This window comes from Salegentibacter agarivorans, assembly GCF_900113135.1.
Taxonomy (GTDB): Bacteria; Bacteroidota; Bacteroidia; order Flavobacteriales; family Flavobacteriaceae; genus Salegentibacter; species Salegentibacter agarivorans.
This window is the reverse complement of sequence record NZ_FOOH01000002.1, coordinates 36,893-63,378: the sequence shown is the minus strand read 5'-3', so window position 1 is coordinate 63,378 and position 26,486 is coordinate 36,893. Positions and strand designations below refer to the sequence as shown.

General features: G+C 36.8%; 26 protein-coding genes. 10 read left to right on the top strand and 16 right to left on the bottom strand.

The genetic code is table 11. The annotated features are described in order from the left end of the window. Nucleotides 1–60 precede the first annotated feature (60 nt). The 3 genes from BM084_RS02295 (at nt 61) to BM084_RS02285 (ending at nt 5,394) form a co-directional block, all read left to right on the top strand. Nucleotides 61–2,547 carry a PIG-L family deacetylase gene (locus BM084_RS02295; protein WP_093302557.1) on the top strand — a complete coding sequence of 829 codons (2,487 nt, stop codon included), beginning with the start codon at nt 61–63 and terminating at the stop codon, nt 2,545–2,547. A gap of 108 nt (nt 2,548–2,655) precedes the next feature. Continuing rightward, nucleotides 2,656–4,362, top strand: coding sequence for a sodium:solute symporter family protein (locus BM084_RS02290; RefSeq protein ID WP_075326731.1), 1,707 nt, complete (start codon nt 2,656–2,658; stop codon nt 4,360–4,362). 63 nt (nt 4,363–4,425) lie between these two features. After that, entirely contained in the window at nt 4,426–5,394 is a 969-nt protein-coding gene (locus BM084_RS02285) for a Gfo/Idh/MocA family protein (RefSeq protein ID WP_093302555.1), read from the top strand. A gap of 143 nt (nt 5,395–5,537) precedes the next feature. Here the strand turns inward: BM084_RS02285 and trxB are convergent, their stop codons facing one another. Beyond that, nucleotides 5,538–6,530, bottom strand: coding sequence for a thioredoxin-disulfide reductase (gene trxB, locus BM084_RS02280; protein WP_075326729.1), 993 nt, complete (start codon nt 6,528–6,530; stop codon nt 5,538–5,540). Between the two features lie 250 nt (nt 6,531–6,780). Here trxB and BM084_RS02275 point away from each other — a divergent pair, with 250 nt between their 5' ends. Further along, nucleotides 6,781–7,410 carry a trimeric intracellular cation channel family protein gene (locus tag BM084_RS02275; protein ID WP_075326728.1) on the top strand — a complete coding sequence of 210 codons (630 nt, stop codon included), beginning with the start codon at nt 6,781–6,783 and terminating at the stop codon, nt 7,408–7,410. A 30-nt stretch (nt 7,411–7,440) separates the two neighbouring features. On the opposite strand, the gene BM084_RS02270 is transcribed toward BM084_RS02275, so the two are convergent. The 9 genes from BM084_RS02270 to BM084_RS02230 all read right to left on the bottom strand — a co-directional run bounded on the left by BM084_RS02270 (nt 7,441) and on the right by BM084_RS02230 (nt 16,195). Then, nucleotides 7,441–7,854 carry a DUF6691 family protein gene (locus BM084_RS02270; protein ID WP_075326727.1) on the bottom strand — a complete coding sequence of 138 codons (414 nt, stop codon included), beginning with the start codon at nt 7,852–7,854 and terminating at the stop codon, nt 7,441–7,443. Between the two features lie 9 nt (nt 7,855–7,863). Then, nucleotides 7,864–8,421, bottom strand: coding sequence for a YeeE/YedE family protein (locus BM084_RS02265; protein ID WP_075326726.1), 558 nt, complete (start codon nt 8,419–8,421; stop codon nt 7,864–7,866). A gap of 124 nt (nt 8,422–8,545) precedes the next feature. Next, nucleotides 8,546–9,442: an NAD(P)-dependent oxidoreductase gene (locus tag BM084_RS02260; protein WP_093302552.1), complete on the bottom strand. Its 897-nt coding sequence runs from the start codon at nt 9,440–9,442 to the stop codon at nt 8,546–8,548. A gap of 30 nt (nt 9,443–9,472) precedes the next feature. Then, a complete protein-coding gene (locus BM084_RS02255) occupies nt 9,473–10,072 on the bottom strand; it encodes a helix-turn-helix domain-containing protein (protein ID WP_075326724.1) in 600 nt (199 codons plus the stop codon). Between the two features lie 125 nt (nt 10,073–10,197). Continuing rightward, the gene (locus BM084_RS02250; RefSeq protein ID WP_075326723.1) at nt 10,198–11,739 is read right to left on the bottom strand and encodes an acyl-CoA carboxylase subunit beta; all 1,542 of its coding nucleotides are present in this window, start codon (nt 11,737–11,739) and stop codon (nt 10,198–10,200) included. Nucleotides 11,740–11,787: 48 nt separating this feature from the next. Continuing rightward, nucleotides 11,788–13,230, bottom strand: coding sequence for an acetyl-CoA carboxylase biotin carboxylase subunit (accC, locus tag BM084_RS02245; RefSeq protein WP_075326722.1), 1,443 nt, complete (start codon nt 13,228–13,230; stop codon nt 11,788–11,790). A gap of 47 nt (nt 13,231–13,277) precedes the next feature. Then, entirely contained in the window at nt 13,278–13,763 is a 486-nt protein-coding gene (locus tag BM084_RS02240) for an acyl-CoA carboxylase biotin carboxyl carrier protein subunit (protein WP_075326721.1), read from the bottom strand. Between the two features lie 180 nt (nt 13,764–13,943). Continuing rightward, nucleotides 13,944–15,284, bottom strand: a complete 1,341-nt coding sequence (locus tag BM084_RS02235; protein ID WP_075326720.1) for an MBL fold metallo-hydrolase — start codon at nt 15,282–15,284, stop codon at nt 13,944–13,946. 29 nt (nt 15,285–15,313) lie between these two features. Then, the gene (locus tag BM084_RS02230) at nt 15,314–16,195 is read right to left on the bottom strand and encodes a sterol desaturase family protein (RefSeq protein WP_075326719.1); all 882 of its coding nucleotides are present in this window, start codon (nt 16,193–16,195) and stop codon (nt 15,314–15,316) included. 223 nt (nt 16,196–16,418) lie between these two features. On the opposite strand from BM084_RS02230, the gene BM084_RS02225 reads away from it, so the two are divergent. Further along, complete coding sequence (locus BM084_RS02225) at nt 16,419–17,411, top strand: aldo/keto reductase (RefSeq protein WP_093302550.1); 993 nt, start codon at nt 16,419–16,421, stop codon at nt 17,409–17,411. A gap of 109 nt (nt 17,412–17,520) precedes the next feature. Here the strand turns inward: BM084_RS02225 and BM084_RS02220 are convergent, their stop codons facing one another. The 4 genes from BM084_RS02220 to BM084_RS02205 are packed head-to-tail and all read right to left on the bottom strand — an operon-like array spanning nt 17,521 to nt 21,157. Next, on the bottom strand, nt 17,521–18,474 hold the full coding sequence (locus tag BM084_RS02220; RefSeq protein WP_075326717.1) for a Fic family protein: 954 nt from the start codon (nt 18,472–18,474) through the stop codon (nt 17,521–17,523). A gap of 56 nt (nt 18,475–18,530) precedes the next feature. Beyond that, nucleotides 18,531–19,769: an MFS transporter gene (locus BM084_RS02215; protein ID WP_093302547.1), complete on the bottom strand. Its 1,239-nt coding sequence runs from the start codon at nt 19,767–19,769 to the stop codon at nt 18,531–18,533. Nucleotides 19,770–19,784: 15 nt separating this feature from the next. After that, nucleotides 19,785–20,861 carry a hypothetical protein gene (locus BM084_RS02210; protein WP_093302545.1) on the bottom strand — a complete coding sequence of 359 codons (1,077 nt, stop codon included), beginning with the start codon at nt 20,859–20,861 and terminating at the stop codon, nt 19,785–19,787. Beyond that, nucleotides 20,840–21,157: a hypothetical protein gene (locus BM084_RS02205; protein WP_093302542.1), complete on the bottom strand. Its 318-nt coding sequence runs from the start codon at nt 21,155–21,157 to the stop codon at nt 20,840–20,842. The genes BM084_RS02210 and BM084_RS02205 overlap by 22 nt, the downstream gene beginning before the upstream one ends. A gap of 135 nt (nt 21,158–21,292) precedes the next feature. Between BM084_RS02205 and BM084_RS02200 the strand changes: the two genes are divergently transcribed. The 5 genes from BM084_RS02200 to BM084_RS02180 all read left to right on the top strand — a co-directional run bounded on the left by BM084_RS02200 (nt 21,293) and on the right by BM084_RS02180 (nt 25,185). Further along, nucleotides 21,293–21,994 (top strand): acetolactate decarboxylase, encoded by a 702-nt coding sequence (locus tag BM084_RS02200; protein WP_075326714.1) that lies wholly within the window; start codon nt 21,293–21,295, stop codon nt 21,992–21,994. Beyond that, nucleotides 21,994–22,350: a hypothetical protein gene (locus tag BM084_RS02195; RefSeq protein ID WP_075326713.1), complete on the top strand. Its 357-nt coding sequence runs from the start codon at nt 21,994–21,996 to the stop codon at nt 22,348–22,350. The genes BM084_RS02200 and BM084_RS02195 overlap by 1 nt, the downstream gene beginning before the upstream one ends. Nucleotides 22,351–22,502: 152 nt before the next feature. After that, nucleotides 22,503–22,910: a DoxX family protein gene (locus BM084_RS02190; RefSeq protein WP_075326712.1), complete on the top strand. Its 408-nt coding sequence runs from the start codon at nt 22,503–22,505 to the stop codon at nt 22,908–22,910. 31 nt (nt 22,911–22,941) lie between these two features. After that, on the top strand, nt 22,942–23,358 hold the full coding sequence (locus BM084_RS02185; protein ID WP_075326711.1) for a DsrE family protein: 417 nt from the start codon (nt 22,942–22,944) through the stop codon (nt 23,356–23,358). Between the two features lie 171 nt (nt 23,359–23,529). Further along, nucleotides 23,530–25,185, top strand: coding sequence for a bifunctional metallophosphatase/5'-nucleotidase (locus BM084_RS02180; RefSeq protein ID WP_093302539.1), 1,656 nt, complete (start codon nt 23,530–23,532; stop codon nt 25,183–25,185). A gap of 54 nt (nt 25,186–25,239) precedes the next feature. Here BM084_RS02180 and BM084_RS02175 read toward each other — a convergent pair whose 3' ends face one another. Continuing rightward, complete coding sequence (locus BM084_RS02175) at nt 25,240–25,857, bottom strand: class I SAM-dependent methyltransferase (RefSeq protein ID WP_075326710.1); 618 nt, start codon at nt 25,855–25,857, stop codon at nt 25,240–25,242. 6 nt (nt 25,858–25,863) lie between these two features. Next, complete coding sequence (locus BM084_RS02170) at nt 25,864–26,478, bottom strand: class I SAM-dependent methyltransferase (RefSeq protein ID WP_075326709.1); 615 nt, start codon at nt 26,476–26,478, stop codon at nt 25,864–25,866. Nucleotides 26,479–26,486: the final 8 nt, after the last annotated feature.

Below are 26,486 nucleotides of genomic sequence, written 5' to 3'. Positions count from 1 at the left end.
TCTATCTTCAGGCGGCTAAAGTTTTTATATTTGGATGTCTTATTAATCGCCGTGAAATTTATGCGAAAACTATTTAGTTTACTTTTCTGTTTTTTCCTGTTGAATTTACACGCACAGGAACCCGAAAAATTAAATGCTTCTGAAATATTTCAGAAAATAAAAAAGCTGAATTTCCTTGGTTCGGTTTTATACATTGGCGCACACCCCGATGATGAAAACACCCGATTAATTTCCTATTTTTCAAACGAAAAACACGCCCGAACCGCATATTTATCCTTAACCCGAGGTGATGGTGGTCAAAACCTAATTGGCCCAGAACTAAGAGAACAACTGGGCTTAATAAGAACCCAGGAATTACTTGCGGCGAGAGAAATAGACGGTGGAGAGCAGTTTTTTACCCGTGCTAACGATTTTGGTTATTCTAAAACCCCGGAAGAAACCCTTAAAATTTGGGATAAAGAAAAAGTATTAAGCGATGTGGTTTGGATAATTAGAAATTTTAAACCAGATGTGATTATAAATCGGTTTGATCATCGCACCCCCGGGAGTACTCACGGGCATCACACTTCTTCTGCCCTTCTAAGTTTAGAAGCTTTTGATGCTGCTGCTAATCCCAATAAATTTCCAGACCAATTAAATTATACCAACACCCACCAACCAAAACGTGCATATTTTAATACTTCGCCCTGGTTTTATGGCGGTGAAGAAGCTTTTGAAGAAGCCAGTAAAGATAGATTTATAAGTTTTGACACCGGAGTTTATTTTCCGCTACTGGGACTTTCAAATCCCGAAATTTCATCTTTAAGCCGAAGCCAACACCAATCTCAAGGCTTTGGAAGTACTGGGTCCCGTGGTAAACAAATGGAGTATTTAGAACCAATTAAAGGAGATACCATACGCTCGCAAGATGTGTTTGAAGGTATAGATACTTCCTGGAACAAATTAGAAGGTGGTGCTGAAATTAGTAAAATTCTACATCAAGTTGAAGAAAACTACAGTTTTACAAATCCTGCCGCTAGCCTACCCCAACTTCTTGAAGCTTATAAGCTGATCCAGAAATTACCAAATGAACATTGGCGGGAATTAAAAACCAAAGAAATTAAAAATATTATTTACGCCAGCACAGGCTTATTTTTAGAAGCAGTAGCTTCTCAGCCTTCAGCAACTCCAAAAGATAGCGTAACAATTAAACTGGAGGCTATTAACCGAAGTGATTTTCCTGTAATTTTGAGTTCAATAGAATTAAGTCCGAATGACTCTAAAGTTCAACCCGAAACCGAACTAAAAAATAACGAAAACTGGCAAAATAAGATCGCATTAAAGGTTCCGGAAAAAACATCTTATACCACGCCATACTGGTTAGAGGAAGAATCAAAAAACGGAATGTATATTGTAAAAAACCGTGAGCTTATTGGGCTACCCGAAAGACCAGGTCTTACTAAAGCAGTTTTTAAGCTCAATTTTAAGGATGTTTCCCTAAACTTTGAAAAACCTATAGTTTATAAATATAATGATGCTGTTTTTGGCGAAACCTATCAACCTTTTGAGGTTATTCCTAAAGTTTCCCTCGCTTTTGAAGAAGATGTAATCATTTTTGAAAATGAGGAATCTAAAAAAGTTTCAGTAAAACTTACCTCTGGAAAACCAAATATTCAGGGAGAGGTTAATCTTACTGCCGGGGAAAACTGGAAAATTAAGCCCGAAAATCATAAATTTCAGCTTCAGCAAAAAGGGAGTTCAGTAACGGTCACTTTTGAGATTACTCCGCCCAAAGAACAGGAAGAAACTTTTATAATTCCTTCAGCAACGATAAACGGAGAGAAATTTTCAGAAAAACTCATCAGTATAGATTACAAACACATTCCGAAACAAAACCTGGTAGTTCCTGCAAAATTAAAAGTTGCAAGACTGGAAATCGAGAAAAAAGGAGATTTAGTAGGGTACATTGAGGGTGCGGGTGATGTTGTTCCAGAAAGCCTTCAGCAAATTGGCTATCGAGTTAATAAATTAAATGTGGCTTCAATTTTACAGGCTTCATTGCAAAAATATGATGCGGTGGTACTGGGAATTCGTGCATTAAACACCGTAGAAGCCTTAAAATATAAGCAACAGGCTCTTTTTGATTATGTAAAAAATGGCGGCAATCTTATTGTGCAATACAACACTAACCGTGGGTTGGTGACAGAGAATATTTCTCCTTTTCCGCTGGAATTATCTAGAGACAGGGTAACCGATGAAACGGCCGAAGTTAGGTTTTTAGCCGAAGATCACCCTATCTTAAATTTTCCGAATAAAATCACCGAAAAAGATTTTGAAAATTGGGTGCAGGAACGCGGACTTTACTTTCCTGATTCCTGGAGTGAAGAATTTACGCCAATCCTTTCTATGAACGATAAAAATGAAACTCCCAAAAATGGAAGTTTAATGGTTGCAAAATATGGAGAAGGATATTTTATTTATACCGGTTTAAGCTTTTTTAGACAGTTTCCGGTGGGAGTTCCCGGCGCTTACAGGCTTTTTGCTAATATGATTTCAATAGGAAAATAATGAAGAAACCCGAGAAATTTACCTGGAAGAAATCCTATACTTTTGTTCTTTTGGCCAACGCAGCCTACATAATCATGTTTTATTTTATAATGTCTCAATTCACCTAATATGCAATTAATAGACTGGATTGTTCTTCTTGGTACGCTCACTTTTATAGTTACTTATGGCGTTTACAAAACCCGAAATAATAAGGGAGCACAAGATTATATTCGCGGTGGCAGCGAAACCCGTTGGTGGACAATTGGGCTTTCTACAATGGCAACTCAAGCAAGTGCCATCACCTTTCTATCTACACCGGGCCAGGCTTTTCACGATGGGATGGGTTTTGTACAGTTCTATTTTGGGCTACCTATTGCAATGGTAATTATTTGTATGTTTTTTATTCCCATTTATCGAAGACTCAACGTTTATACCGCATACGAATATTTAGAATCAAGATTCGATAGAAAAACCCGAACATTAACTGCAGTCCTGTTTTTAATTCAGCGTGGTCTTGCAGCCGGTTTAACTATTTTTGCCCCTGCAATTATTCTTTCAGCTGTTTTAGGCTGGAACCTCTCTGGTTTAACAGTGCTAATTGGTTCCTTAGTTATTATTTACACGGTTGCCGGCGGTACAAAAGCCGTGAGCGTTACTCATAAGCAGCAAATGGCAGTAATTCTCACGGGAATGTTTGCTGCATTTTTTATTATTCTAAGCTATTTACCCGAAAATATTAATTTTAGCAATGCTCTTGAAATTGCCGGTGCCAGCGGCAAGATGGATATTCTGGATTTCTCTTTCGATTTTGAAAACCGATATACTTTTTGGAGCGGAATTATTGGAGGAAGCTTTTTAGCACTTTCCTATTTTGGAACAGATCAAAGCCAGGTGCAGCGCTATTTGAGTGGAAGATCGGTTAACGAGAGCCGAATGGGAATGATTATGAACGGGATGCTTAAAGTACCATTACAGTTCTTTATTTTGCTTGTAGGTGTCCTGGTTTTTGTATTCTATCAGTTTAACAACGCTCCTTTAAATTTTAATCCCGCAGCCACGGAAACTGTTTTAAATTCCGATTACGGAAATCAATATGAAGATTTAATGCTGGAGCACGATGAGATACAGCAGGAAAAACAGAACCTGCATTTACAATTTGCCGAAAACAATAATTTCACTCCTAAAAATAATTCTACTTATCGCGAAAACCTGGCTACTTTAAATGCTTCAGAAAACGAAACGAGACAAAAAGCAAGGAAATTAATAGACGCATCAGACAAAGATGCCGAGAGCAACGATAAAGATTATGTATTTATTCATTTTATTCTGAATAACCTTCCACGCGGATTAATTGGTTTGTTATTAGCAGTAATCCTATCTGCAGCCATGTCTTCTACCGCTTCCGAATTAAATGCGTTGTCCTCAACAACTTCCATAGATCTATATAAAAGAAGCCGAAAAACCGAAATGTCTGACGAACATTATGTAAAAGCTTCCAAATGGTTTACGCTACTTTGGGGCGCCATTGCCATTGCCTTTGCAAGCTTTGCCAATTTATTTGATAATCTCATCCAGCTGGTAAATATCATCGGTTCTATTTTCTACGGAAATGTTTTGGGAATATTTTTACTGGCATTTTTTATTAAAATTGTAAATAGTAATTCGGTTTTTGTAGCCGCAATAATCACACAAATTATAGTAATAATTCTCTATAAATTTGATGTGATGCCCTATTTATGGCTCAATTTAGTAGGATGTTTACTTGTCATGGCACTTGCTCTAATCCTGGAATTATTTATAAAAACCCCGGAACATAAAATTAAAAGAAGCACCTAGTTTTCAGTTTAAAATTTGGGTTTTTCAATAAAAATTAACTTTCTAAAATAAATTTTATTTAAGATGAAAAATATAAAATGGGGAATCCTTGGCCTCGGAAAAATTGCCGGAAAATTCGCCACTGCTTTAAATAACGTTGAAGGCGCCGAACTTTACGCGGTTGCCAGTAGATCTAAAAACAAAGCTGAAACATTTGCAAAAGAACATGCGGCTACAAAATTATTTTCCAGCTACGAAGCAATGTTAAAAGATGAAGAATTAGATGTGGTTTATATCGCAACCCCACACGTTTTTCATTACGAACAGACCCTTCTTTGCCTTGATCATAAAAAAGCCGTTTTATGCGAAAAACCTTTTGCAATGAACAAAAAGCAGGTGGAAGAAATGATCGCAAAAGCCAAAAAGGAAAAGGTTTTTCTTATGGAAGCGATGTGGACGCAATTTCTTCCGCATTTTAAGTTTGTAATAGAACAAATTAAGTCTGAAAAATATGGGAAAATCAAAAATCTAAAAGCCGATTTTGGATTTCCGGCACCGATAGATCTAGATAAACGCCTTTACAATAAAAACCTGGGTGGCGGTAGCTTACTGGATATTGGCATTTACCCTATCTTTATGGCAATGAGTGCTCTGGGAGCTCCAGAGAGAATTCAGGCGAAAGCCAGTTTTCATGATACCGGAGTTGACGAAAACTGTGATATTATTTTTGAGTATAAAAATGGTGTAGAGGCAGAATTGGGTAGTTCTATTATAAAACAAACCCCTACCGCAGCAATTATTCAGTTTGAAAAAGCTACGCTTACACTAAATACCAGGTTTCACGAACCTACAAGTATTATTATACAAACACCAGAAGGTGAAGAAACCAAAGAGTTTAAAGTGAATTCCAATGGTTATAATTTTGAAGCGGAACACGTTCAAAAAATGCTAAGCGAGGGCAAAACTGAAAGTACCGAAATGACCTTTGAAAAAAGCCTGCAATTAATTGAGCTACTGGATAAAGTTAGAACTAAAATAGGGTTGGAATATTAGTATTTATAACAATTATCAATTTAACGTGATCCTGAACTGGTTTCAGGATCTAAGCTGATTTTTTTTGTGATTTTATTTAAAAACAAAAAAACCTCACAGGTTTTGATGACCTGTGAGGTTTGATATTCTTAAAATTATGAGGATTAAGCTTCTACCTTTTTGGTAGTTTTTACTTCTTCTCCCTCTTCGCTTTCAATTTCAGCTAAATAACGTTCAGCATCAAGAGCAGCCATACATCCAGTTCCCGCTGCGGTTACTGCTTGGCGATAAATTTTATCCTGCACATCACCTGAGGCAAAAACTCCCGGGATATTGGTTTTAGTAGATTTACCTTCGGTAATTAAGTACCCGGTATCATCCATCGTTAATTTACCTTTAAAAATATCGGTATTTGGTTTATGGCCAATGGCGATAAACAACCCGGTAATATAGATTTGCTCTTTTTCGCCAGTTTCTTTATTCAGCATTCTTAGACCTTCTACTACCTGTTCGCCTATTACTTCGTCTACTTCAGTATTAAACCTAACATCAATATTTTTAGTACTGTTTACTCGGTGTTGCATTGCTTTAGATGCACGCATCTGGTCACCTCTTACAAGCATAGTAACTTTGCTACAAATATTAGCCAAATAGGTAGCTTCTTCTGCGGCGGTATCTCCACCACCAACTATAGCTACATCCTGACCTTTATAGAAAAATCCGTCACAAACAGCACATGCTGAAACTCCACCACCACGTAAACGTTGCTCACTTGGTAAACCAAGGTATTTAGCCGTAGCACCGGTAGAAATAATAATCGTTTCGGCTTCTACCCAGGTTGCGTTATCTACACAAGCTTTGTGAATTCCGCCGGGTTTATCGGTAAATTCAACTTCGGTTACCATGCCCATTCTTACTTCGGTACCAAAACGTTCGGCTTGCTTTTGCAGATCCATCATCATTTTTGGCCCATCTACTCCATCGGCATAACCGGGAAAGTTATCCACTTCGGTTGTTGTAGTTAACTGTCCACCAGGTTCCATTCCTGTATACATAACAGGTTTAAGGTCTGCTCTTGCCGCGTATATTGCTGCAGTATATCCTGCAGGTCCAGATCCTATAATTAAGGTTTTTATTCTTTCTATTTTATCGCTCATTATTTCTTGTTTTTCTGTCTTACAAAAGTAATAACTTTAGTTATAATCTATAGGCCTTACTAATTAAGTTTTCTTATTAGCAAATAATTTGAAGGTATAGATTTCATTCAGGAAATAAAAATTAAGGGCTTCCAAAATTTAACTATACCTTTGTTTAAGAATTCTCTAGCGAAAACCGCGAGATATTCAGGTTTAACTTTTTTAATTTCGGGAAGTCCCCGAAGCTTTTAAAATCTCGATTATCGAGTAAATGGAACTTACTTTATTTAATATTCTAGATATCCTGGGGACTATAGCCTTTGCTATATCTGGCGCATTGGCTGCTATGGATCGCCGGCTGGACCTCTTTGGTATTTTTATTATTGGTTTTGTAACTGCCATTGGTGGTGGTACGTTACGCGATACTTTAATAGGTAACACTCCAGTAACCTGGATGGAAAATACCATATATATTTACCTAATTGGCGTTGTAACCATTCTTGCCATTATTTTTAGAAACAAAATTAATTATCTAAAAAAATCCCTCTTTCTTTTTGATACCATTGGGCTGGGAGTCTTTACTATTACCGGTGTTGAAATAGGCATTAGAAATGGGCTTGATCCCATTATTTGCATTGCACTTGGTACTATGACGGGTACTTTTGGTGGTGCAATTCGAGATATTCTTTGTAACGAAATTCCCGTGATCTTTAGAAAAGAGATCTACGCCACTGCCTGTATAATGGGCGGACTCGCTTTTGTAATAATGCACGAGCTTGTTATAAATCGTGATATCATTTACCTTACCACCACGCTAATTGTAATTTCAATTAGACTTGTTGTTGTAAAATACCATATTTCCCTACCCTATTTCTATATTTCTTCGGAAAGTAAAAACTAATTTCTTTCCCGCCGAAACCCAAAATTTTTATTAATGCGGAAGTTTCTTCCGAAGCAATCCGTATAAAAAAGTGCCTAAAAGCGAACCTATAAATACGATTAGAATTGGTAAAAATCCTGCACCAATTAAGGTGAAAATTGGTCCCGGGCAGGCACCGGCTAACGCCCAACCTAATCCAAAGATAATTCCGCCGTACATATAGCGGCTAAAACTCTTTTCTTTTGGTGTAAACGAAATTCGTTCTCCAAAAAAAGATTTCAGGTTCTTACGTTTTATAATTTGAACGCCAATAACTCCTAAAAATAATGCCGAACCTATAATTCCATACATATGAAACGACTGGAACTGGAACATTTCATAAATTCTGAACCACGAAGCCGCTTCAGATTTAAACATTACGATTCCAAAAAATATACCTATCAATAAATATCCTATACTTCTCATAATTTCAATTTAAAATATTAGAGGAAATAATAAATGTACCATCACCAAACCACCGATAAAAAATCCGATAACGGCAATTAAAGAAGGTAATTGCAAATTACTAAGTCCAGAAATAGCGTGCCCAGATGTACAACCACCGGCATAGCGAGCACCAAATCCAATTAAGATTCCGCCTACCAGTAAAATGATAAGCGCTTTAATTCCGCCAACTGCTTCCCAACTATATATTTCAGTTGGTAGGTAAGCTTCACCGGCACTATTAAAGCCAAGGTCATCTAAAATTGTAATCGTATCAGGATTTATTGCTACAGAAAGATCGTTACTTAAAAAATTTGCTCCAATAAATCCGCCAATAATCGCTCCTGCAACCACAATAAGATTCCATCGTTGAGATTTCCAATCGAAATTGAAGAAATCGGCTTTAGAATCGGCACCGCAGATTGTACACATGGTTCTAAGGTTGGAAGACATTCCAAACTGTTTCCCAATAAAAATTAGTAAAAACATTATTAAAGCAATAAGCGGACCCGATACATACCAGGGCCAGGGCTCAAAAATCCATTCCATAGTTCATTTTTTTAATGAGGTGCAAATTAACTGTAATTTACGAAGTAAGACAGTAACAAATGTTACAACAAAAAACCTCATAGGTTTTGAAAACCTTTGAGGTTTGAATTATATATTTTGAGGTTTATTTGAAATAAGATTTCAAATTCTCCAATACCTTTTCAGATAAGCGTTTTTGAGTTTCAGCACTCCAACCTGCGCTTTTAGTATAAGAAATTACACGATCTAATGCTTTTGTATCTTTAGAAAGTGAAGCTCCCCCATCACCATCAAAAATCCCGAAATTACCTTCAGATTTTATCCAGTTTGCAAAAGCTCCTTCCTTAAAAGGAAGTCCCAGCGAAGTATTGATTAAAATTTTTCCCGCACCAAAAGTTTTAAATTCTTCTTTTCCAAGGAGCCTGGTATTTTTTGGAAGATGAAGCGAGATAATTTCTGAAGTTTTCAGCAATTTTTCCAGTTCTAAATACTTGACTCCTTTTTCTTCACAGTCTTTTTTTCTACTTCTGCTGAAATAATAAAGATCGGCTCCAAGCGGCAATAAAGCTTCGGCCAGAAGTTGCCCGGTGGTTCCCAAACCAATAATTCCAATCTTTTTATCGATAAGTTCCACCGGCATTTCTCGCCATTGATGTTTACCAAATCCGTGCAGTAATCTTATTAATTCCGAAATAATGAATTCTATAACCCCAGGATCGCCATAATCGAAAATACCTTTCACGGTAATTTCTTGCTTCCTGGCAAAATCTACAGCAACATTCGCCGATTCATCATCATAAAGGCTGCAGGCCATCCCAATATATTTAAGGTTGCTACATTCTTTTATAACATTTTCAGGGATTTGCGTTTTCCAGGAAACTATTACCGCTTCTGCATCGCCAATTCGTTCAATGAGCTCTTTTTCTGAATCCGGACTTTCTTTATAAACCTTTACTTTAGCTTCGCTAAATTCCTGGAGTTCTTCTATGGCCCAGTCTTCTAATTTTGTATGGTCTACACAAACAATTTTATTGAATTTCATATATTATTTTTAGCAACATATACTACAAACCTACCTTAAAAATGGTATTCTAAAAAAATATAAAACATTCTTTTCAGCCTTCAATCGAAATGAATTATAAAGAACGATGACTAAATTAAACAGGTAAAGAAAACAGATTATCAACCAAAATATTATAGGATTAAGCAGTAAAGATGGAGTAATATACGAGGCTGTTTGTACACGGTAAAAATTAATACTAATAAACCCTATACAAGTAAGAAACAACAGAATACACCAGGTAATCTCAAAATTCAATATTTCTTTGCTTGTTTTATTAATATTATGAATTTCATTTTTCTTAGATATCCACATCACTAATGGAACTAAAATCCCTAATACTGGAAAGAAAAGAAAACTTAATGCTGAACTATTCAGTAATGCGAGATAACTATTATTTTTCTCTAATTTCCAATCAATAAGTTCTTCAGAAGTTACGCCAAGCCCTTTGGCAATTCGCTGTAAAGTATCTTCTCTTGGCTGGGTTTCTCCATTTTCCACTCTTTGAATAGTTCTAAGGCTAACTCCAGATTCCTCGGCTAAAAATTCTTGAGAAAATCCCTTTCTATTCCTTAGCTCAATTACCCTGTTTGCTAATTCATTGTTCTGCATAATTATAAGTTTATATGTTTCAGCAAATCTACAGTGAGGTTTAAAAAAATATTGCGACAGCCTTGCGACATATTTACGTCAAACTTGTTAAATGCAGTAGAATAAGGGTTTTAAAGGTCTAAAAACTATAGAGGAATATTCCCGTGCTTTCGCTTGGGTCTAAGCACTTTTTTATTTTCCAGCATACTAAAAGCTTTCAATAATTTTCTACGGGTTTCTTTAGGCATAATTACTTCATCAATAAATCCGCGTTGAGCGGCTTCAAAAGGATTTGCAAATGTTTCAGCGTATTCAGCCTCTTTTTCAGCTAGTTTCGCTTCGCTATCTTCAGCTTCCTGAATTTCTTTTCTAAAAATAATCTCACTGGCACCTTTGGCTCCCATTACCGCAATTTCTGCCGTTGGCCAGGCAAAATTAAGATCAGCGCCAATGTGTTTGGAATTCATTACATCATAAGCGCCGCCATAAGCTTTTCTGGTAATTACGGTCACTTTTGGAACGGTGGCTTCGCTTAGTGCATAAAGTAATTTTGCGCCGTTGAGAATAATTCCATTCCACTCCTGGTCGGTTCCGGGTAAGAAACCGGGAACATCTACCAAAACTAGCAATGGAATGTTAAAACAATCGCAAAAACGGGTAAATCGAGCTGCTTTTTTAGAGGAATCTACGTCTAAAACTCCGGCAAGACTCATTGGTTGATTGGCAACAATCCCAATACTTCTTCCGCCTAAGCGCGCAAAACCAACAATAATATTATCGGCGTAATCTTTATGAATTTCATAAAATGAATCTTTGTCTATGATTCCGCTAATCACCTCGTGCATATCGTAAGGTTTATTGGAACTATCTGGAATCAAAGAATCCAGTTCCTCCCTAATTTCATCACCTAATTCATACGGAAGTTTCTCCGGTGCCTTTTTGTTATTTCGAGGTATATAACTCACCAGTTTCTTTATATCTTCAAGACAGGCGATATCGTTGAATGACGTGATATGAGTTACCCCAGATTTTGTAGCGTGCGTTGAAGCCCCACCAAGTTCTTCGGAAGTTACTTCCTCATTAGTTACCGTTTTCACCACATTAGGCCCGGTTACAAACATATAACTGGTATCCTGAACCATAAGTGTAAAATCTGTCATTGCAGGTGAATACACTGCTCCCCCGGCACAAGGGCCCATAATCGCCGAAATTTGCGGAATAACCCCAGATGCTTTTACATTTCTATGAAAAATATCGGCATAACCTCCTAAAGATTTTACGCCTTCCTGAATTCTGGCTCCACCAGAATCGTTTAAGCCGATCATTGGCGCTCCAACTTTTACGGCCAGGTCCATAACTTTACAAATTTTTTCGGCGTGTGTTTCAGAAAGGGAACCTCCAAAAACCGTAAAATCCTGGGCAAAAATATACACCAGTTTTCCGCTTATGGTACCGTAGCCTGTTACGACTCCGTCTCCATAGATCTTTTGATCTTCCATTCCAAAACCGGTAGTTCTATGAGTTACCAGAATGCCAATTTCTTCAAAAGAACCTTCATCCAGTAAATAATCTACACGCTCCCGGGCGGTAAGTTTCTTTTTTTCGTGTTGCTTCGCTATGCGTTTCTCGCCACCACCAAGATGTGCCTGCTTAATTTTATCATTTAACTTCTCTATATTCTGACTCATCAATTTATTTTTTACGCGATAATCTAGATTAAATGTTTGAGGTTACTTTTAGTTTATTGGTAACCTCAACTCCTGTTGATCTTTGAGATATTGCTTTAAAGCTACAATAGCCGCTAATTTAGCTTCTTCTTCAATTTCATTTTCAAGTTTCTCAGCGGAATAATATTTTTTTACAAAATGGGTATCAAAATTTCCGCTTCTGAAGGCTTCGTGTTCAAAAACAAATTTTCCAAACGGAAGGGTCGTCATTACGCCCTCAACTTCATATTGCTTTATCGCCTTCAGCATTAATTGAATGGCTTCCTCGCGGGTTTTTCCGTAAGTAATCAATTTTGCCAGCATTGGGTCGTAATAAATAGGAACTTCCATGCCTTCTTCAAAGCCGTTATCTACACGTATATTTTCACCTTCAGGAATACTGTATTTATCAAGTGTTCCCACACTTGGCATAAAATTATCCATAGGATCTTCAGCATAAACCCTGAGTTCTACCGCGTGCCCTTTTATTTTTAGATCTTCCTGAAGCAATCTCAGTTTTTCCCCCCGGGCAATTCTAATTTGTTGTTCTACCAGGTCTACACCGGTAATATATTCCGTTACGGGATGTTCAACCTGCAAACGAGTATTCATTTCCAGGAAATAGAAATTTTGATCTTCATCGAAAAGAAATTCTACGGTTCCGGCGCCAACATAATCACAGGCCTTTGCTACCTTTACAGCAGCTTTGCCCATTTGTTTTCGAAGTCTTGAATCTAGCACTACCGATGGCGCTTCTTCCACCACTTTTTGATGCCTACGCTGCACACTACATTCCCTTTCGAATAGATGAATATAATTCCCGTGGGAATCAGCTAAAACCTGAATTTCAATATGCCTTGGTGAAGAAACATACTTCTCTATAAAAACCGAACCATCACCAAATGCTGATTCAGCTTCGCTAATGGCACGTTTCATTTGGTCTTCCAAATCTTTTTCCTTATCAACGATACGCATTCCCTTACCACCGCCACCGGCAGAAGCTTTTATTAAAATAGGAAAACCGATCTCTTTAGCGATTTTCTTCGCTTTTTCTGGATCGGTAATCGCCTCGTCAATTCCGGGAACCATTGGAATGTCATATTCTTTTACCGCATCTTTAGCGGCAAGTTTGCTCCCCATAATTTTAATGGCTTTAGAACCGGGACCTATCCAGGTAATGCCGTTTTTCTCTACATTTTCGGCAAAGCCTGCATTTTCACTTAAAAATCCGTAGCCAGGATGAATCCCATCTACATCGAGTTCTTTAGCTACTTCAATAATTTTATCGCCCTTTAGGTAAGATTCGTTAGAAGGGGCTTCGCCTATGCAAACCGCCTCGTCGGCAAACTTTACGTGGGGCGCATTTCTATCAGCTTTAGAAAAAACAGCTACGGTTTTGATCCCCATTTTTTGAATGGTTTTCATTACCCGCAAAGCAATTTCTCCCCTATTGGCTACTAATATTTTCTTCATTTTATTTCTTTTGAATTCTAATTATTCCCATTTGGAGGATTAAGGGTTTATTCCATTTCAATTAATAACTGGTTCTTTTCAACAGTTTGTCCGGTTTTTACTGAAACCGATTTCACCACACCATCCCTGGGTGCAATAAGTGTATTTTCCATTTTCATAGCTTCTAAAACCAGCAAGTAATCCCCTTCTTTAACTTCAGCACCTTCCTCAACATTAACTTCCAGAATTAACCCCGGCATGGGCGCTTTTATATCATTTATCATTTGCGCGGTGCCAAGAGAAAGTCCCATTTCTTCAATAAGTAAATCCAACTCATTGGAAATAGCTACTTCATAGGTATTAGAATTGATTTTAATATCGTACTTGCGTTGAAGAAAGTTTTCGGTAAGAACCTCAGCCTTAAAACTGCGATTTTCTTTTAATAAATGGTAATGTTTAGTGGCAATTTCCTGTGTATCTAAAGCGGTGATCTGGTCTTTGGTAAATTCAAATTCAAATAAATTATTCACCTTAACCTTATATTTTTTTTCCATATTTCGTAGTTTTCAAATCTAATTTGAAGCTTGTGTTGTAAATATAGAAAAAGTTTGGAGCTTTTACTTATGAGTTTTCAAGATTTAGATTCTGGATATTACCAATCTGTGTACAATTAAACATAAAAAAAGCCCTGTAAATTCAATTATCTACAGGGCTTTAAAATAATAACTAATTAATTACGAAAACTCTTTAATCGCTTCACTTAGATCATAAACTTTAGTGTTTTTAAATTTATTTTCAAGAATACTGCTTCCTGCAGCAGAACGATATCCTCCGGCACAATGTACCATAAACGGTTTGTCATCTGGTAATTCATCGGCACGGTTTCTTAGCTCATTCAACGGAATTGCTTTAGCATCATCAAAGATCTTCCCTTCTGCAATCTCGCTTTCATTTCTAATATCTACAATAGTGTATTTATCTTTATTGGCTTTAAAATCTTCTAAATTGAAATCATCCGAAGATTTTGAAACTTTTTCAGATAAAGTCACTACACCTTTCATTTGCTTTTCATAACCGATTTTCGCAGTTCTTTCCAGTAAATCGTCAATTTGATCTACGCTTTCAGCAACAAGATAAAATTCCTCTTTAGGCTCGATAATAGCACCCAGCCAGGTTTCATATTTATCACTTTCAGACCGGGCCATGATATTAATACTATTGGGTAAATGTCCCTTTTTATACGCATCCCCATCACGAGTATCTACTACAGTAATTCCTTCTTTTTCTACAGAATCTACATAAAGTTTTACCGGAACTTCATACTTCGCTTTTTGAACATTTAAAGCTCCTTTTCGGTTTAACTCTACACTAAAACCAAAATAGGCAGGAATAAAAGGCTGATCCTTTAAAATTTCTTCTACAAACTCCTCTTCGGTTTGATCTTTAAAAGCCCAGTTTCCCTGGCGTTCATTTCCAAGAGTACTTGAAGAAGCATCACTCATATTTTTTCCGCATAGCGAACCTGCACCGTGAGCCGGATAGATTATGGTATCATCTGGCAATTCGTTAAATTTGGTTTGCATGGTATTGTACATTTGCTTCGCCAATTCTACACGTTTTGCTTTCATATTTCCAGCTTTTTCACGTAAATCTGGCCTTCCAACATCGCCTATAAAAAGTGTATCCCCACTAAACATAATGGTTTCACCGTTTTCTTCAGCTATAAATGTTAAACTATCTGGCGAGTGACCGGGAGTATGAATAGCCTTTATACTGGCATCTCCAATTTTTACTTCGTCCCCTTCATCAAATGGAGTATGCGTATATTCTACACCAACATTTTTACTAATATAAACGGTGGATCCTGTCTCCTGCTGAATTTGTAAATGTCCACTCACAAAATCGGCGTGCGGGTGCGTTTCAAAAACTGCTACTATTTTTGCATTATTTTCTTCGGCATATTTATAGTATTGCATAGGGTTACGGCTAGGGTCTACCAGGGCCATCTTTCCATTACTTACAAGTGCGTAAGAATAATGCGCTAAAGGATCGTCTTTAAATTGTTTTATCTTCATTTCTTTAATTCTTTTAAATTATAAACTGTTTATTGTGCGTTCTTTTTTCTAAATGGAAATACCATTTGATTTTTAAAATCTTCAGGAAAATCTTCATCTCCTTTAAAACCTAATTCTATATCTTTTCCTTCCTGCGGAATATATGCTGTGCCAAATAAATAGTCCCAAATGCTTAGGCTTAAACCGAAATTCATTCCATAAGGCCTGTCTTTCGGAAGTTCCTTTGAATGATGCCAGATATGCATTTTAGGGTTATTTAAAAGATAACCAAAAATTCCATAGTTCCAGCCTACATTTGCGTGGTTTAAATGCCCAATAAATACAGCAAACATATGTACCACAAAAAATTGCTGAATTCCAAAACCAATCATTGCCAGCGGAATATACTGCACGGTTTTATAAACAATAGTTTCCATAAAATGAAACCTAAATTGTGCCGCAAATCCCATTTCCTTAACGCTATGGTGTACTTTATGAAATTCCCAAAGCCACGGCTGCTTGTGTAATTGCCGGTGGACATTCCACTGGATAAAGTCTGCAATCACAAACATAATAAGCAACTGTACCCAAACAGGGAAATTTTGTACTTCTATGGCTATAATATTAGTGATTCCAAAAATGCCCAGGAAATCATTAAATAATTCTACTGCAACATTAGAGATCGCGTTATAACCAACTAGCGAAAACAGGAAAAAATTAAATAAAATATAGAACGTATCCAGCCAGAAATCCTTTCGAAATATCTTTTGATCTTTTCTCCAGGGGATTAAAATTTCCAATACCCAAACTAAAAGGGACAATCCAATAAGCCAATAAAAATAATTGGTCCAGGACGGATTGCTAATTTCATTAACCAGGTAATTAAAATAACCTGAAAATGAATTGGCAATTATGTTTAAGTACTTTTCCAACCGGTTAATTAAGTTTTACAAGGCAAAAATATAATAATCCTACGTTTAGGGCAGTAACTTTTGTTACAGTACTAAATTTCACCTGCTTTTCTTAATTAAGTGCATCTTAACAAAGGCCGGGCAAAAAATGTTAGTCTTTGTTAAATAGCAATGACGTAAGGCTTTTCTGTTTTAATTTTAATATTGAAAATAATAAGAAATCAAGATATAAAACTATAAAATTATGAGTCAGTTTATATTAGAACATAAATTCGGTTTAGGCGGAGTCGCCATTGGTAACGGATTTAAACAAATAAGCGATGCTGAAGCTGAAAAAACACTGGAAGGAGCCTGGGAAGCCGGCGTGAGATATTATGACACCTCGCCCTGGTATGGATTAGGCTTAAGCGAAAGAAGATTTGGGCACTTTCTACATAATAAAAAACGAGAAGATTACGTACTTTCTACCAAAGTTGGCCGGGTTTTAAAAGCCACTAAAAATGTTCCTGAAACAATGTGGAATAATCCTGCACCTTTTGATTATAAATATGATTATTCAGCTGAAGCTGTGCGCCGCTCGGTAGAAGACAGTTTGCAGCGCTTAGGTGTAGAAAGTATAGATTATGCTTTTATTCACGATCTCTCACCAGATCATAATGATGAGTACGAGGAAGGAACCACCTGGGAAGATCATTTTGAAGTTGCGAAGAAAGGCGCAATACCAGAGCTTGAAAAAATGAAAGAAGAAGGTCTCATTAAAGCCTGGGGATTGGGAGTAAATACCATAGAACCTATTTTAAAAACTTTGGAAGTTGCAAAACCAGATGTTTTTCTTTCGGCTATTCAATATTCTTTGGTTCACCATAATGATGCCCTGGAACGTCTATTACCGGCAATAGAAAAAAGCGAAGCCACTTTAATAAATGCTGCGCCATTTAATGCAGGCTTACTTGCCGGACAAAAGCGTTATAATTATGATGGAAAAATGCCCGATGATATTTCAGATCGATATAAAAAAATATTGAAAATTGCTGAGAAACATAAAGTAAACCTCGTGGCTGCATCGCTTCAGTTTTCTTTAGCTCCAAAGGCAGCAGGAACAGTTTTGGCTGGAGCCAGCAAACCGGAACAGGTTCAGGAAAATATTAAAGCCCTGGAAGAAAAAATCCCAGCGAAATTCTGGGAAGAACTAAAATCCGAAAATCTTATTGAACAAAAAGCAGAAGTACCAGCTTAAAAAATAAAAGCCAGGAATTCACTAATTATTTATTATTTGTGAATTTCTGGCTTATTAATTTATAACCTCAGAAAGGTATAATTACTTTTCACCTTTAGAGAAGAACAAACTATCGCTTCCTTTTTCTGTTTTTAATATACTCATGAATTGCTTCTTTAGTAGTAAGCCAATTTCTGCCTTCTTTATAGGCGTCAATTTTTCCCTGCCTTGCCAGTAAACTAATATATTCCTGGCCATAAGGTAATTGCTCCTCCTCTACCAAATTAGAAATTTCAGTATAATTTGCATCATTATCTGGCAGCGCCTGAATATAAATATTTAAAGTACGCTCTAAGGCCTGGCACATTAATAGTGCAAGCTTGTTATAATCTCCCTTATTTGCAGCATTTAGTGCGGCATAATATTTTTTGCGATCGTTACGTAGAATAATAGCTGGTGGAAAACCTGCATTCATTAAAATAAGGTTCATCGCCAAACGCACCGTTCTTCCATTTCCATCAAAAAATGGATGAATCCAAACAAATTTATGATGAAAAACCATCGCCAGTTCAATTACATTTAACTGCTGTTTATTTTCATTTACAAAATTCACTAATTCATCAAATAACCCGGAAACCTTTTGGGCATTAGGCGGCACAAAATTTGCCCCAGCGATACGCACACCAGAATTTCTTAATCTCCCGGCAAAATCATCTTCTATGCTTCTTAAAACCAGCTCGTGTAATTTGAGAATATCTTTACCATTTAATTGATAACCCGGTTTAACCAGGGTGTACAGATAATCTAAAGCGGTTTCGTGGTTTTTAGCTTCAAAATGCTCTCGCAGTGACTTTCCCTTTACGGTAATTCCTTCTTGCAACACCATTTGAGTTTCCCTAAGGGTAAGGGTATTCCCTTCTATACTATTTGAATTATAAGTCCATTCTATAGAAAGAACTTCTTTCATTTTTTTCAAAGCGATATTGGGCAACGGCCTGGCTTTTTCCAGCATTGCTCTCTTTTCGAACAAGCGTTCAAAAGTGCTTTGCATCTCTTCTCTATATCTTACATCTACTTCCCACATAGCACAAAGATACAAATTATCGGTTGAAGTTATATATAACCTATCCGATATTAAAGTTAATTTTTAAATTTAAGTAATTTCACAGCCTTATTGTCTTTGTAATCCATTCGAAGAAAAATAATTCCGGCTGAAATTAAAGTTAGAATTCCTATTAACATAATCGCCGCTTCAATACTCACCAAATCTGCAATTACCCCGGTTAAGATAGCTCCTATCGCGTATCCCAGGTCACGCCAAAGTCTAAAAATACCAATACTTTTTGCCCGATCCTGCGGATGGGTGTTATCGGCAATAGTTGCAAGGAAAGTCGGGTAAACCATTGCGGTTCCCCAGCCCAGTAAAGAAGAAAGTATCACAAAATGCGTCATTGTTTCAGCCCAAACTAATATTACCAGAACTATGGCCTGCAGAAGCATCCCAATAAACAGCATATCTTTCTTACTAAAAATATCGGCCATTCTTCCGGTAAACAGTTGGCCTATTCCCCAAACTGCAGGATAAAGTGCGGTAACAATTCCTATTTGTTCAAGATTAAAACCTTTTCCGGAAAGTAAAATAGGAAATAATCCCCAGGCCATTCCATCATTCAAATTATTGATTAACCCCGCCTGACTAACGGAACCAAGGTTTTTATCTTTCCAGGTGGTATCCCAGAAAATATTTTTTAATCGCAACATATCGCTGCTTCCCTCCTCTTTGGCAACGTGGTGGCGCGTATCTTTAATTAGGAAAATACTAAAGAGCAACCCCAGAATCATAAGTCCAATTCCCAGGTAGAAAGGATAAGGTCTTACCCCATATTCCGAAGCGATCCAACCCGTAAGAAAAGCTACAACAGCTACTGCAAAATACCCGGCAAACTCATTTAAACCCATTCCAAAACCACGCTGCTTTTCACCCACCAGGTCAATCTTCATCACTACGGTACTACTCCAGGCCAATCCCTGGTTTATTCCGAGTAAGACATTGGCGGCGATTATCCAATTCCAATTTTCAGCATAAATGAGGATAAAAGGAATGGGAATAGCAAAAAACCATCCCAAAACCAACAGGTTTTTTCTTCCATACCTATTTGCCAATGCCCCGGCGTAATAATTGGAAATTGCCTTTACCACTCCAAAAACTACAATAAAAGATAAAATGGCACTGGTTGCCGCAATACCAAATTCTTTTTCGGCAATTTCAGGCAAAATACTTCGTTCCAGCCCTACCATTCCGCCAACAAAGGCATTTACCAATACCAATAAACTAAATTGTTTCCAGTTCTCTTTTAATCCTAATTTTATATTTTCCATTCCTGTTTTATAACTTTAAAAATTGAAGTTGGTAACAAAATTTAATTGATTAAAATTACTCTTATTAAAAATACTCTGGGCATCGGTGTGGTTGTGATTTCTTCTGTAAATCCATAAAATATTAAAATTCAAACCTTCCAAAAATCCGTGTGCGCGATAACTTAAATGACTATTTATCTGGAACGATTCATCAACATTATATTTATTAAATTCAAACTTACCGGTTTCAGGACCTTGTAACTGTTGCATTTCTATTCCAATATGAAGATCGGGTTTTGGAACGTGGTATGCTGCTTTTAAGATAAAAACATCTGCATTTCCCAGGCCTTCCAGGCGTGATCTGGAAATGGAAGTAAAAAAACGATCCCGCCCTAATTCCTTTGGAAATAAAAACCGGCCGGTATCAAAAGCGTGGGTATAGCCAAGCGCGAGATTGAAACCCGATTTTCCCCAACTAAGCTGAGAACTCAGTACCTGTCCATTTTCTCCAGGTTGCACATATCTATTCACGTAAGACAGGTCTTCAGAAAAGGAAAAAGGATTTTGATAAACATATTGAACTCCAAAGTTAAAATCGGCCAGGTTGTACCCTATTTCTGCCCAAATTGTATTCATTACTTTATCCTGGTAAAAATCATAGAAATTAAGCTTAAAATTATCTTTTCTAAAATTGTAGTTTAAAATCCCAATCCCTGATGAAGGATAAAACTCGTGATAATCAGCCATTTTTCCATTGGGTTGAAATCCGTTATAGAAAAGTCCGAGCGACTCATCCATACCAAACCATTCGGTGGTTGACCGCGGCGAAACCCCATCAAGCCAACCCAAATTAACCTGGTGTTTTGAATTGAAATTTAAATGGGCCCAGCCTCCCCTATGTGCAAAAGGTTTCATTCGGCCATCGCTATGGTTTAAAAGTGGTGTGAATTCGGTTTCAAACTTACCATAACTTAAATATGAATTTCCAAAGCGATACCTTAAAAACAACTCCTCCAACCTATCAAGATCCCTAAAGTTTCCTTTATTCAATACATCATAAAGTTCGTACTCCCATTTAGCATTTTTTCCCGTTACCTCATCCTCAACACCCAAATCACTGCCAAAAGTTTGTAAGTAAAAATTCCTTTTACTCCAACCTCAAAACCTTTAAAATTTCCGGTAGTAAATCCAATTGCACCGCCGCTTGCATTGGTATAATAATCCTTTAAATCACCCCGGTTAATGGTATTCATATAGAAATTACGAATATGGCCGTGGAAGGTTGCGTTTTTAAATATATCTATAAGTTGAGGCCTTTCTTCTTTTAAGGAATCGGAAGATTGAGCCTTAAGATTAAGACTTAAAACCAGGTATAAAAATAAAGTAAGTAAATTAAGAACTTTCAACATTTAAGATTTTCAGATTCAGATTGCAAAAGTCTCTATTCTTGGAGACCGCTGCAGTAACAAGGGTTACCTTAAACAAAATTGTTTTGTAACATTAGTCACGCTATTATTAAAATCTTCTAATTACTTTTGCGAAATATGAAGCGAAAACATCTAGCACTATTACTTCTTGGCGTTCTTACTGGCTTTACAGCTACGGCTCAAAATAACGGCGTGAAAGTAGCCGGAGCGATGAAAAATGTGATGAAAAAAGGAAAACTTCAGGGTACAATTTCCCTGGATTCTGTAGCTAAAAAAGGTGTTTACGGACTTGGGCCAGTAGAATTCCTTAGTGGTGAACTGCTTATTTTAGACGGAGAAGTTTTTAAATCAGCTGTTAGGAATGAAAATTCAATGGAAGTTGAAAAAACAAATGCTGTTAAAGCACCGTTTTTTGTTTATGCTGAAGTTGAAAAGTGGAAATCTGTTTCACTTCCAAACTCAGTAAACTCATTGGAGAATTTAGAAAATTTTTTAAATGAAAGGACGCCTGATGATGCGGAAGCTTTTCCATTTCGACTAAAAGGAAAAATCAATTCAGCTAAAATTCATATTGTAAATTTACCTCACGGCCAAAAAGTGAGTTCTCCAAAAGAAGCTCACGAAGGACTTATAAATTATACTTTAGAAGATAAAGAGATAGAAATTCTCGGATTTTTCTCTCGTAAACACCAGGCGGTTTTTACGCATCACAATACCTATATACATCTTCATTTAATTACCGAAGACGAAAAGCAGATGGGGCACCTGGACCAGGTTGAGTTTGATGCAAATAATTTAAAACTCTATCTTCCCGAATAATGCAAATCAAAGCTTACATAGCGATTTTCCTTACCGTGATTTTCTTCGGAAAATTCCTGATGCTGGACGCAAAAGTGCTGAATAGTATTTTGGATGCTGAAGGAATTGCACTGGTAAACCCGTTTTGTAAGAAAAAATCCCAAAAATCGATAGATGATAAAACCTTCACACAAGATTCTTCGGTATTAGTTATTAGCAGTGATGCCGTTTGTAATCCGGCTTTTAACCTGGCAAAAATAGCCTGGTTCGAGACCGAAATAAAAACAAATTTTCAGGATTACAATTACCTCAATCCTGCGGTAATTTCAACCTATTTCTCCAAAAATTACCCTCCTCCAAAGGAATTAGCAGCATAATGAATTTAATTTTATCGGTGTCTTTGCCGATGAATGAGCTATTAACTCCATAATCGAGATTTAAATACCGGGGCTTGCCTCGAAATTAAAATTTTATATCTATGACAGCCTTATGAGCTTGCTCTTAGGTAGTTTAATAATTCTAAACTTCAATGAAAACGAACATTTTAGTGAGTCGTCGCTCTGTACAGGTTTTACGGGTGATGCTTAGCGGGATATTTCTCGTGGCCAGTTTTAATCATTTACTAAATATTGAAAAAACAGTAAATAGAATAGACCAGGCAAATTTTAAAGGAATCGCCTATTTCTTCGGTAACCCGGAGTTGCTGGTAATGATCTCAGGAGTTGTAATGCTTATCGCCGGGATTGGATTACTTATAGGTTTTAAAACCCGTTGGGCAGCCACGATATTGCTCGCCGTTTTAATCCCTATAACCTTAACGGTGCAGGTAGGGCAAATTACCACGTTGGGACCGCTATTTAAAAATATTGCGATTTCCGGCGGACTCCTGTTTTTTATTCTAAACAATTTTAAAAATCAACAAACAACAAAAATATAACCGGCTGTTTCAGCCATAAATACTAAAAAAAATGAAAAAGTCAGTTTTAATTTTTACAGCATTTATAATGCTGTTCTCTCTAACTACAAATGCTCAAAACAACAATACTACAAAGAATAATTATGTAGTTTTAACCAAGAAGATTCCGCAATTGCAACCCATTTTAATTACAGCGGAAGAATTAAAAAAAGAAGATGGGCACCACTTCGGTGATTTTCAGGTTATCGTTTGTGGCCAAACCGTCACAGGGCTAACCGAGAAAAAGGAAATGCAGAAATATTTAGACCGTGCTAAAAAAGCCGGAGTGTCTATAAAAGCCTGCGGATTTTCACTAAAGAAATTCGGTGTGAATCCAGAAGAAATTCCTTCTACAATGGAAGTTGTAGATAATGGAATACTTTACGATTTTCAACTACAGAAAAAGGGATATTTCAGTATAGAACTTTAAAATTCAAAAAACTTCCTGCAAGGTTTTCGAAACCTTGTAGGTGTAATTCGTCATCCTGAATTCATTTCAGAGCCTGCCCCGATTTTTATCGGGGATATTACTAATTATAAAAATTAGATACTGAAACAAGTTCAGCATGCCGTGATAACTATAATTCAGAAAACAAAAAATATGAATTTCAAAAAAAGAATAAAACCAATTTTACTCCTTTTTTCGGGAGTTTTAGGACTTTCACTTTTTACCTCTTGCTTAAATGCTGAAGGTAAAAACAAAAATAGTAAGCGAGAAAACACCACTAAAATTACCATTCTTCAAACTGCCGATATCCACGGCCAGTTAGATGCACATCCAGAATTATTTTGGGAAAATGAAGAAATCAAATTTAAAAATCGTGGTGGTTTGGCACATATCCAAACCTTGTTTGAAGAAGAAAGAGCCAAAAACCCCAACACCATAATTTTGGATGGCGGCGATCTTATTCAGGGAAGTGGGTATGCAGCACTTTCTGAAGGAAAAATATTTCCTGATATTATTAAAAATATGGATTACGATCTTATCGTACCCGGAAATTGGGAAGTGGTTTATGGAAAACAAGTAATGATGGACGTTCTACAGGGTTTTGAAACCCCGGTGATTGTTCAGAATATGTTTCACGAAAAAGATAAAAAAGAACTTTTTCCACCTTACTGGACCAAAGAAATTGAAGGTGTAAAACTTGGATTTATCGGAATAAACGATCCCGATGTTCCTGTTCGGCAAAATCCAATTTTTAGTGAGGGAATTGGTTTTAGCGGCTTAGACGAAGGCGTTCAGGAACTTATTCAAAAAATGAAGACCGAAGAAAAAGTTGATGCGCTGTTTCTAGTGACGCATTTTGGAATTTTTAAGCAAATTGAATTAGCCAACAACCCAATAGCTAAAGATGTAGATTATATTTTCGGCAACGATACCCACGAAAGGGTTCGCCAACCCATTGAAGGGAAATATGCGAAGGTTACAGAGCCCGGTGCTTTTGGTTCTTTTGTGGGGAAATTAAATCTTTACTTTAGAGATGGTGAAATTGTAGATGAGGAATATGAATTAATGGAAGTTGATCCTGAAAAATATGCTGCAAATCCAGAAATAGCTGGGTTAGTTAAGAAAGCTAAAGCTCCTTACAAAGAGCACCTGGAAACCGTAATAGGTTATACTGAAACTCCGCTTTATCGCTACTTAACCGTAGAAAACCCGATGGATAATATGATTACCGATGCAGCTCGTTGGAAAACCGGTGCCGATATTTCTATCTCTAACGGATTTCGCTTCGGAAATCCTATAGTTCCCAAAAACGGGGAAGCTGCACCAATTACAAGAGCAAACTTGTGGAATTTATTACCGGTAAACGAAAAAGTAAAAACCGGAAAAGCCAGCGGAAAACAAATTAAAGAATGGTTGGAAAATGAAATGCACAATGCATTTGCCCAAAACTCAACCGAACGATTTGGTGGCTGGTTGGTAAGATTTTCAGGAATGGAAGTCGATTTTAATTCTCAGAATAAAAAAGGAGAACGCATACAATCGGTTACAGTTAAAGGCGAAGAAATGCAGGATGATGAATACTACACGATCTCAGCCTGTGTTCGGCCCGGAGACCCAATTGATAATCTTTGCCGAATGCCAAATGTAAAAGACGTTGAAGTAAAAGATTATACCATTCACGAGTTGGTAGAAGAATATTTACAAAAACATTCGCCGGTCTCTCCAAAATTAGATGGCCGCGCTTATTGCGAATATTTAGGCGAAAAATCTTTTTCTACAGTTCCGGGAACCGATTATAAATTTCAATAATTTAAAAAACCTCAAAGGTCCAGATGTTTATCGGGATCTTTGAGGTTTAATTTTTCAGTTTAATGGCTTTTTCGCTACAAAACGAATTACTGCTGCTTTTCCCTGGTGATATTTTCCTTCTGAAAGTTCAGTAATTAGATCTTCAAATTCCTCAAATTCGTAGCCGCTAAAATAGGTTTGCAACTCTTCTTTAGAAAAAAGCATTTCAGCATTTTTAGGTCCGCCAGATTTTGGATTCTCTTTCTGAATATCTATTTGTTCTTTACTAAAAGCTTCAAAAATAATTACTCCACCACGTTTCAGTAACTTTTTAAATTTCTTTAGATAGTTTTCCTTTTTTTCTTCCGAAAAATGAGCAAAAATCAAAGCAATCACATCAAATTGCTCGTCCTTATAATCAAGGTCTGGCAGGTCACCTACTTTGTAATTAATTTCTACGCTTTGGTTATTAGCCAGGTTCAGAGCTTTTTCCTTACCTTTTTCACTAATATCAAAAGCAGAAACATCCCAATCGAGGCTTGCAGCATGCACCGCATTTCTCCCTTCTCCCTCTGCCGGCAGTAAAATTTTACCGGGCTGCATTTCATCAATCTTCTCTTTAAAATATTTATTCGGTGCCTGGCCGTAAAGATAATCTTTATCGGCGTAGCGTTCGTTCCAAAAATCTTTCATAATATTTTATTTTTTTCTAAAACAACAAAATGTAAAATTCTGAATCGCCCCGGTTGGAGTTGTATGATCTAAATTTTCGCATTTCAAAAGAGCAAATTTATCCTGCAATAAGTCCTGAAGATCTTCTTTTGAATATTGCTTAATTGTTCTTCCACTACATTTTTCTGGTCCCTCTTTTGAAAATGTTGCCAAAATTACAAATCCACCGGAAGCTACTGAATTTTCCAAGGTTCTTATATAATTTTCTATCTGTTTTTCTTCAGTTAAAAAATGAAAAGCAGCGCGATCGTGCCAAAGATGATAAACCTGTGTAGCTTCAAATTCTGAAGCATCAGCAACGATCCAGTTTACCTTTTCGGCATCATTATTTAAACGTGTTTTTGCTTTTTCCAGGGCTTTTGCAGAAATATCCAAAACCGAAATATCCCGATAGCCTTCTTTTAATAAGTAGTCTACAAGATTAGAATCTCCTCCCCCTACATCTATAATTTTTGAACATTCAGGCAAATCCAGTTCAGCGATAAATTTTAAAGATGTTTCAGGTTTTTCCTGGTACCAGCTGGCATCTTTGTAAGACTTTTTATTATAAACCTCTTCCCAATGCGACTTTGTTTCCTTCATAATTCAAT

What these genes read in the sequence shown, in the direction of transcription:
- BM084_RS02295 (WP_093302557.1), top strand. Translation starts at nt 61, where the DNA reads ATGCGAAAACTATTTAGTTTACTTTTCTGTTTTTTCCTGTTGAATTTA.
- BM084_RS02290 (WP_075326731.1), top strand. Translation starts at nt 2,656, where the DNA reads ATGCAATTAATAGACTGGATTGTTCTTCTTGGTACGCTCACTTTTATA.
- BM084_RS02285 (WP_093302555.1), top strand. Translation starts at nt 4,426, where the DNA reads ATGAAAAATATAAAATGGGGAATCCTTGGCCTCGGAAAAATTGCCGGA.
- trxB (WP_075326729.1), bottom strand. Translation starts at nt 6,530, where the DNA reads ATGAGCGATAAAATAGAAAGAATAAAAACCTTAATTATAGGATCTGGA.
- BM084_RS02275 (WP_075326728.1), top strand. Translation starts at nt 6,781, where the DNA reads ATGGAACTTACTTTATTTAATATTCTAGATATCCTGGGGACTATAGCC.
- BM084_RS02270 (WP_075326727.1), bottom strand. Translation starts at nt 7,854, where the DNA reads ATGAGAAGTATAGGATATTTATTGATAGGTATATTTTTTGGAATCGTA.
- BM084_RS02265 (WP_075326726.1), bottom strand. Translation starts at nt 8,421, where the DNA reads ATGGAATGGATTTTTGAGCCCTGGCCCTGGTATGTATCGGGTCCGCTT.
- BM084_RS02260 (WP_093302552.1), bottom strand. Translation starts at nt 9,442, where the DNA reads ATGAAATTCAATAAAATTGTTTGTGTAGACCATACAAAATTAGAAGAC.
- BM084_RS02255 (WP_075326724.1), bottom strand. Translation starts at nt 10,072, where the DNA reads ATGCAGAACAATGAATTAGCAAACAGGGTAATTGAGCTAAGGAATAGA.
- BM084_RS02250 (WP_075326723.1), bottom strand. Translation starts at nt 11,739, where the DNA reads ATGAGTCAGAATATAGAGAAGTTAAATGATAAAATTAAGCAGGCACAT.
- accC (WP_075326722.1), bottom strand. Translation starts at nt 13,230, where the DNA reads ATGAAGAAAATATTAGTAGCCAATAGGGGAGAAATTGCTTTGCGGGTA.
- BM084_RS02240 (WP_075326721.1), bottom strand. Translation starts at nt 13,763, where the DNA reads ATGGAAAAAAAATATAAGGTTAAGGTGAATAATTTATTTGAATTTGAA.
- BM084_RS02235 (WP_075326720.1), bottom strand. Translation starts at nt 15,284, where the DNA reads ATGAAGATAAAACAATTTAAAGACGATCCTTTAGCGCATTATTCTTAC.
- BM084_RS02225 (WP_093302550.1), top strand. Translation starts at nt 16,419, where the DNA reads ATGAGTCAGTTTATATTAGAACATAAATTCGGTTTAGGCGGAGTCGCC.
- BM084_RS02220 (WP_075326717.1), bottom strand. Translation starts at nt 18,474, where the DNA reads ATGTGGGAAGTAGATGTAAGATATAGAGAAGAGATGCAAAGCACTTTT.
- BM084_RS02215 (WP_093302547.1), bottom strand. Translation starts at nt 19,769, where the DNA reads ATGGAAAATATAAAATTAGGATTAAAAGAGAACTGGAAACAATTTAGT.
- BM084_RS02205 (WP_093302542.1), bottom strand. Translation starts at nt 21,157, where the DNA reads ATGTTGAAAGTTCTTAATTTACTTACTTTATTTTTATACCTGGTTTTA.
- BM084_RS02200 (WP_075326714.1), top strand. Translation starts at nt 21,293, where the DNA reads ATGAAGCGAAAACATCTAGCACTATTACTTCTTGGCGTTCTTACTGGC.
- BM084_RS02195 (WP_075326713.1), top strand. Translation starts at nt 21,994, where the DNA reads ATGCAAATCAAAGCTTACATAGCGATTTTCCTTACCGTGATTTTCTTC.
- BM084_RS02190 (WP_075326712.1), top strand. Translation starts at nt 22,503, where the DNA reads ATGAAAACGAACATTTTAGTGAGTCGTCGCTCTGTACAGGTTTTACGG.
- BM084_RS02185 (WP_075326711.1), top strand. Translation starts at nt 22,942, where the DNA reads ATGAAAAAGTCAGTTTTAATTTTTACAGCATTTATAATGCTGTTCTCT.
- BM084_RS02180 (WP_093302539.1), top strand. Translation starts at nt 23,530, where the DNA reads ATGAATTTCAAAAAAAGAATAAAACCAATTTTACTCCTTTTTTCGGGA.
- BM084_RS02175 (WP_075326710.1), bottom strand. Translation starts at nt 25,857, where the DNA reads ATGAAAGATTTTTGGAACGAACGCTACGCCGATAAAGATTATCTTTAC.
- BM084_RS02170 (WP_075326709.1), bottom strand. Translation starts at nt 26,478, where the DNA reads ATGAAGGAAACAAAGTCGCATTGGGAAGAGGTTTATAATAAAAAGTCT.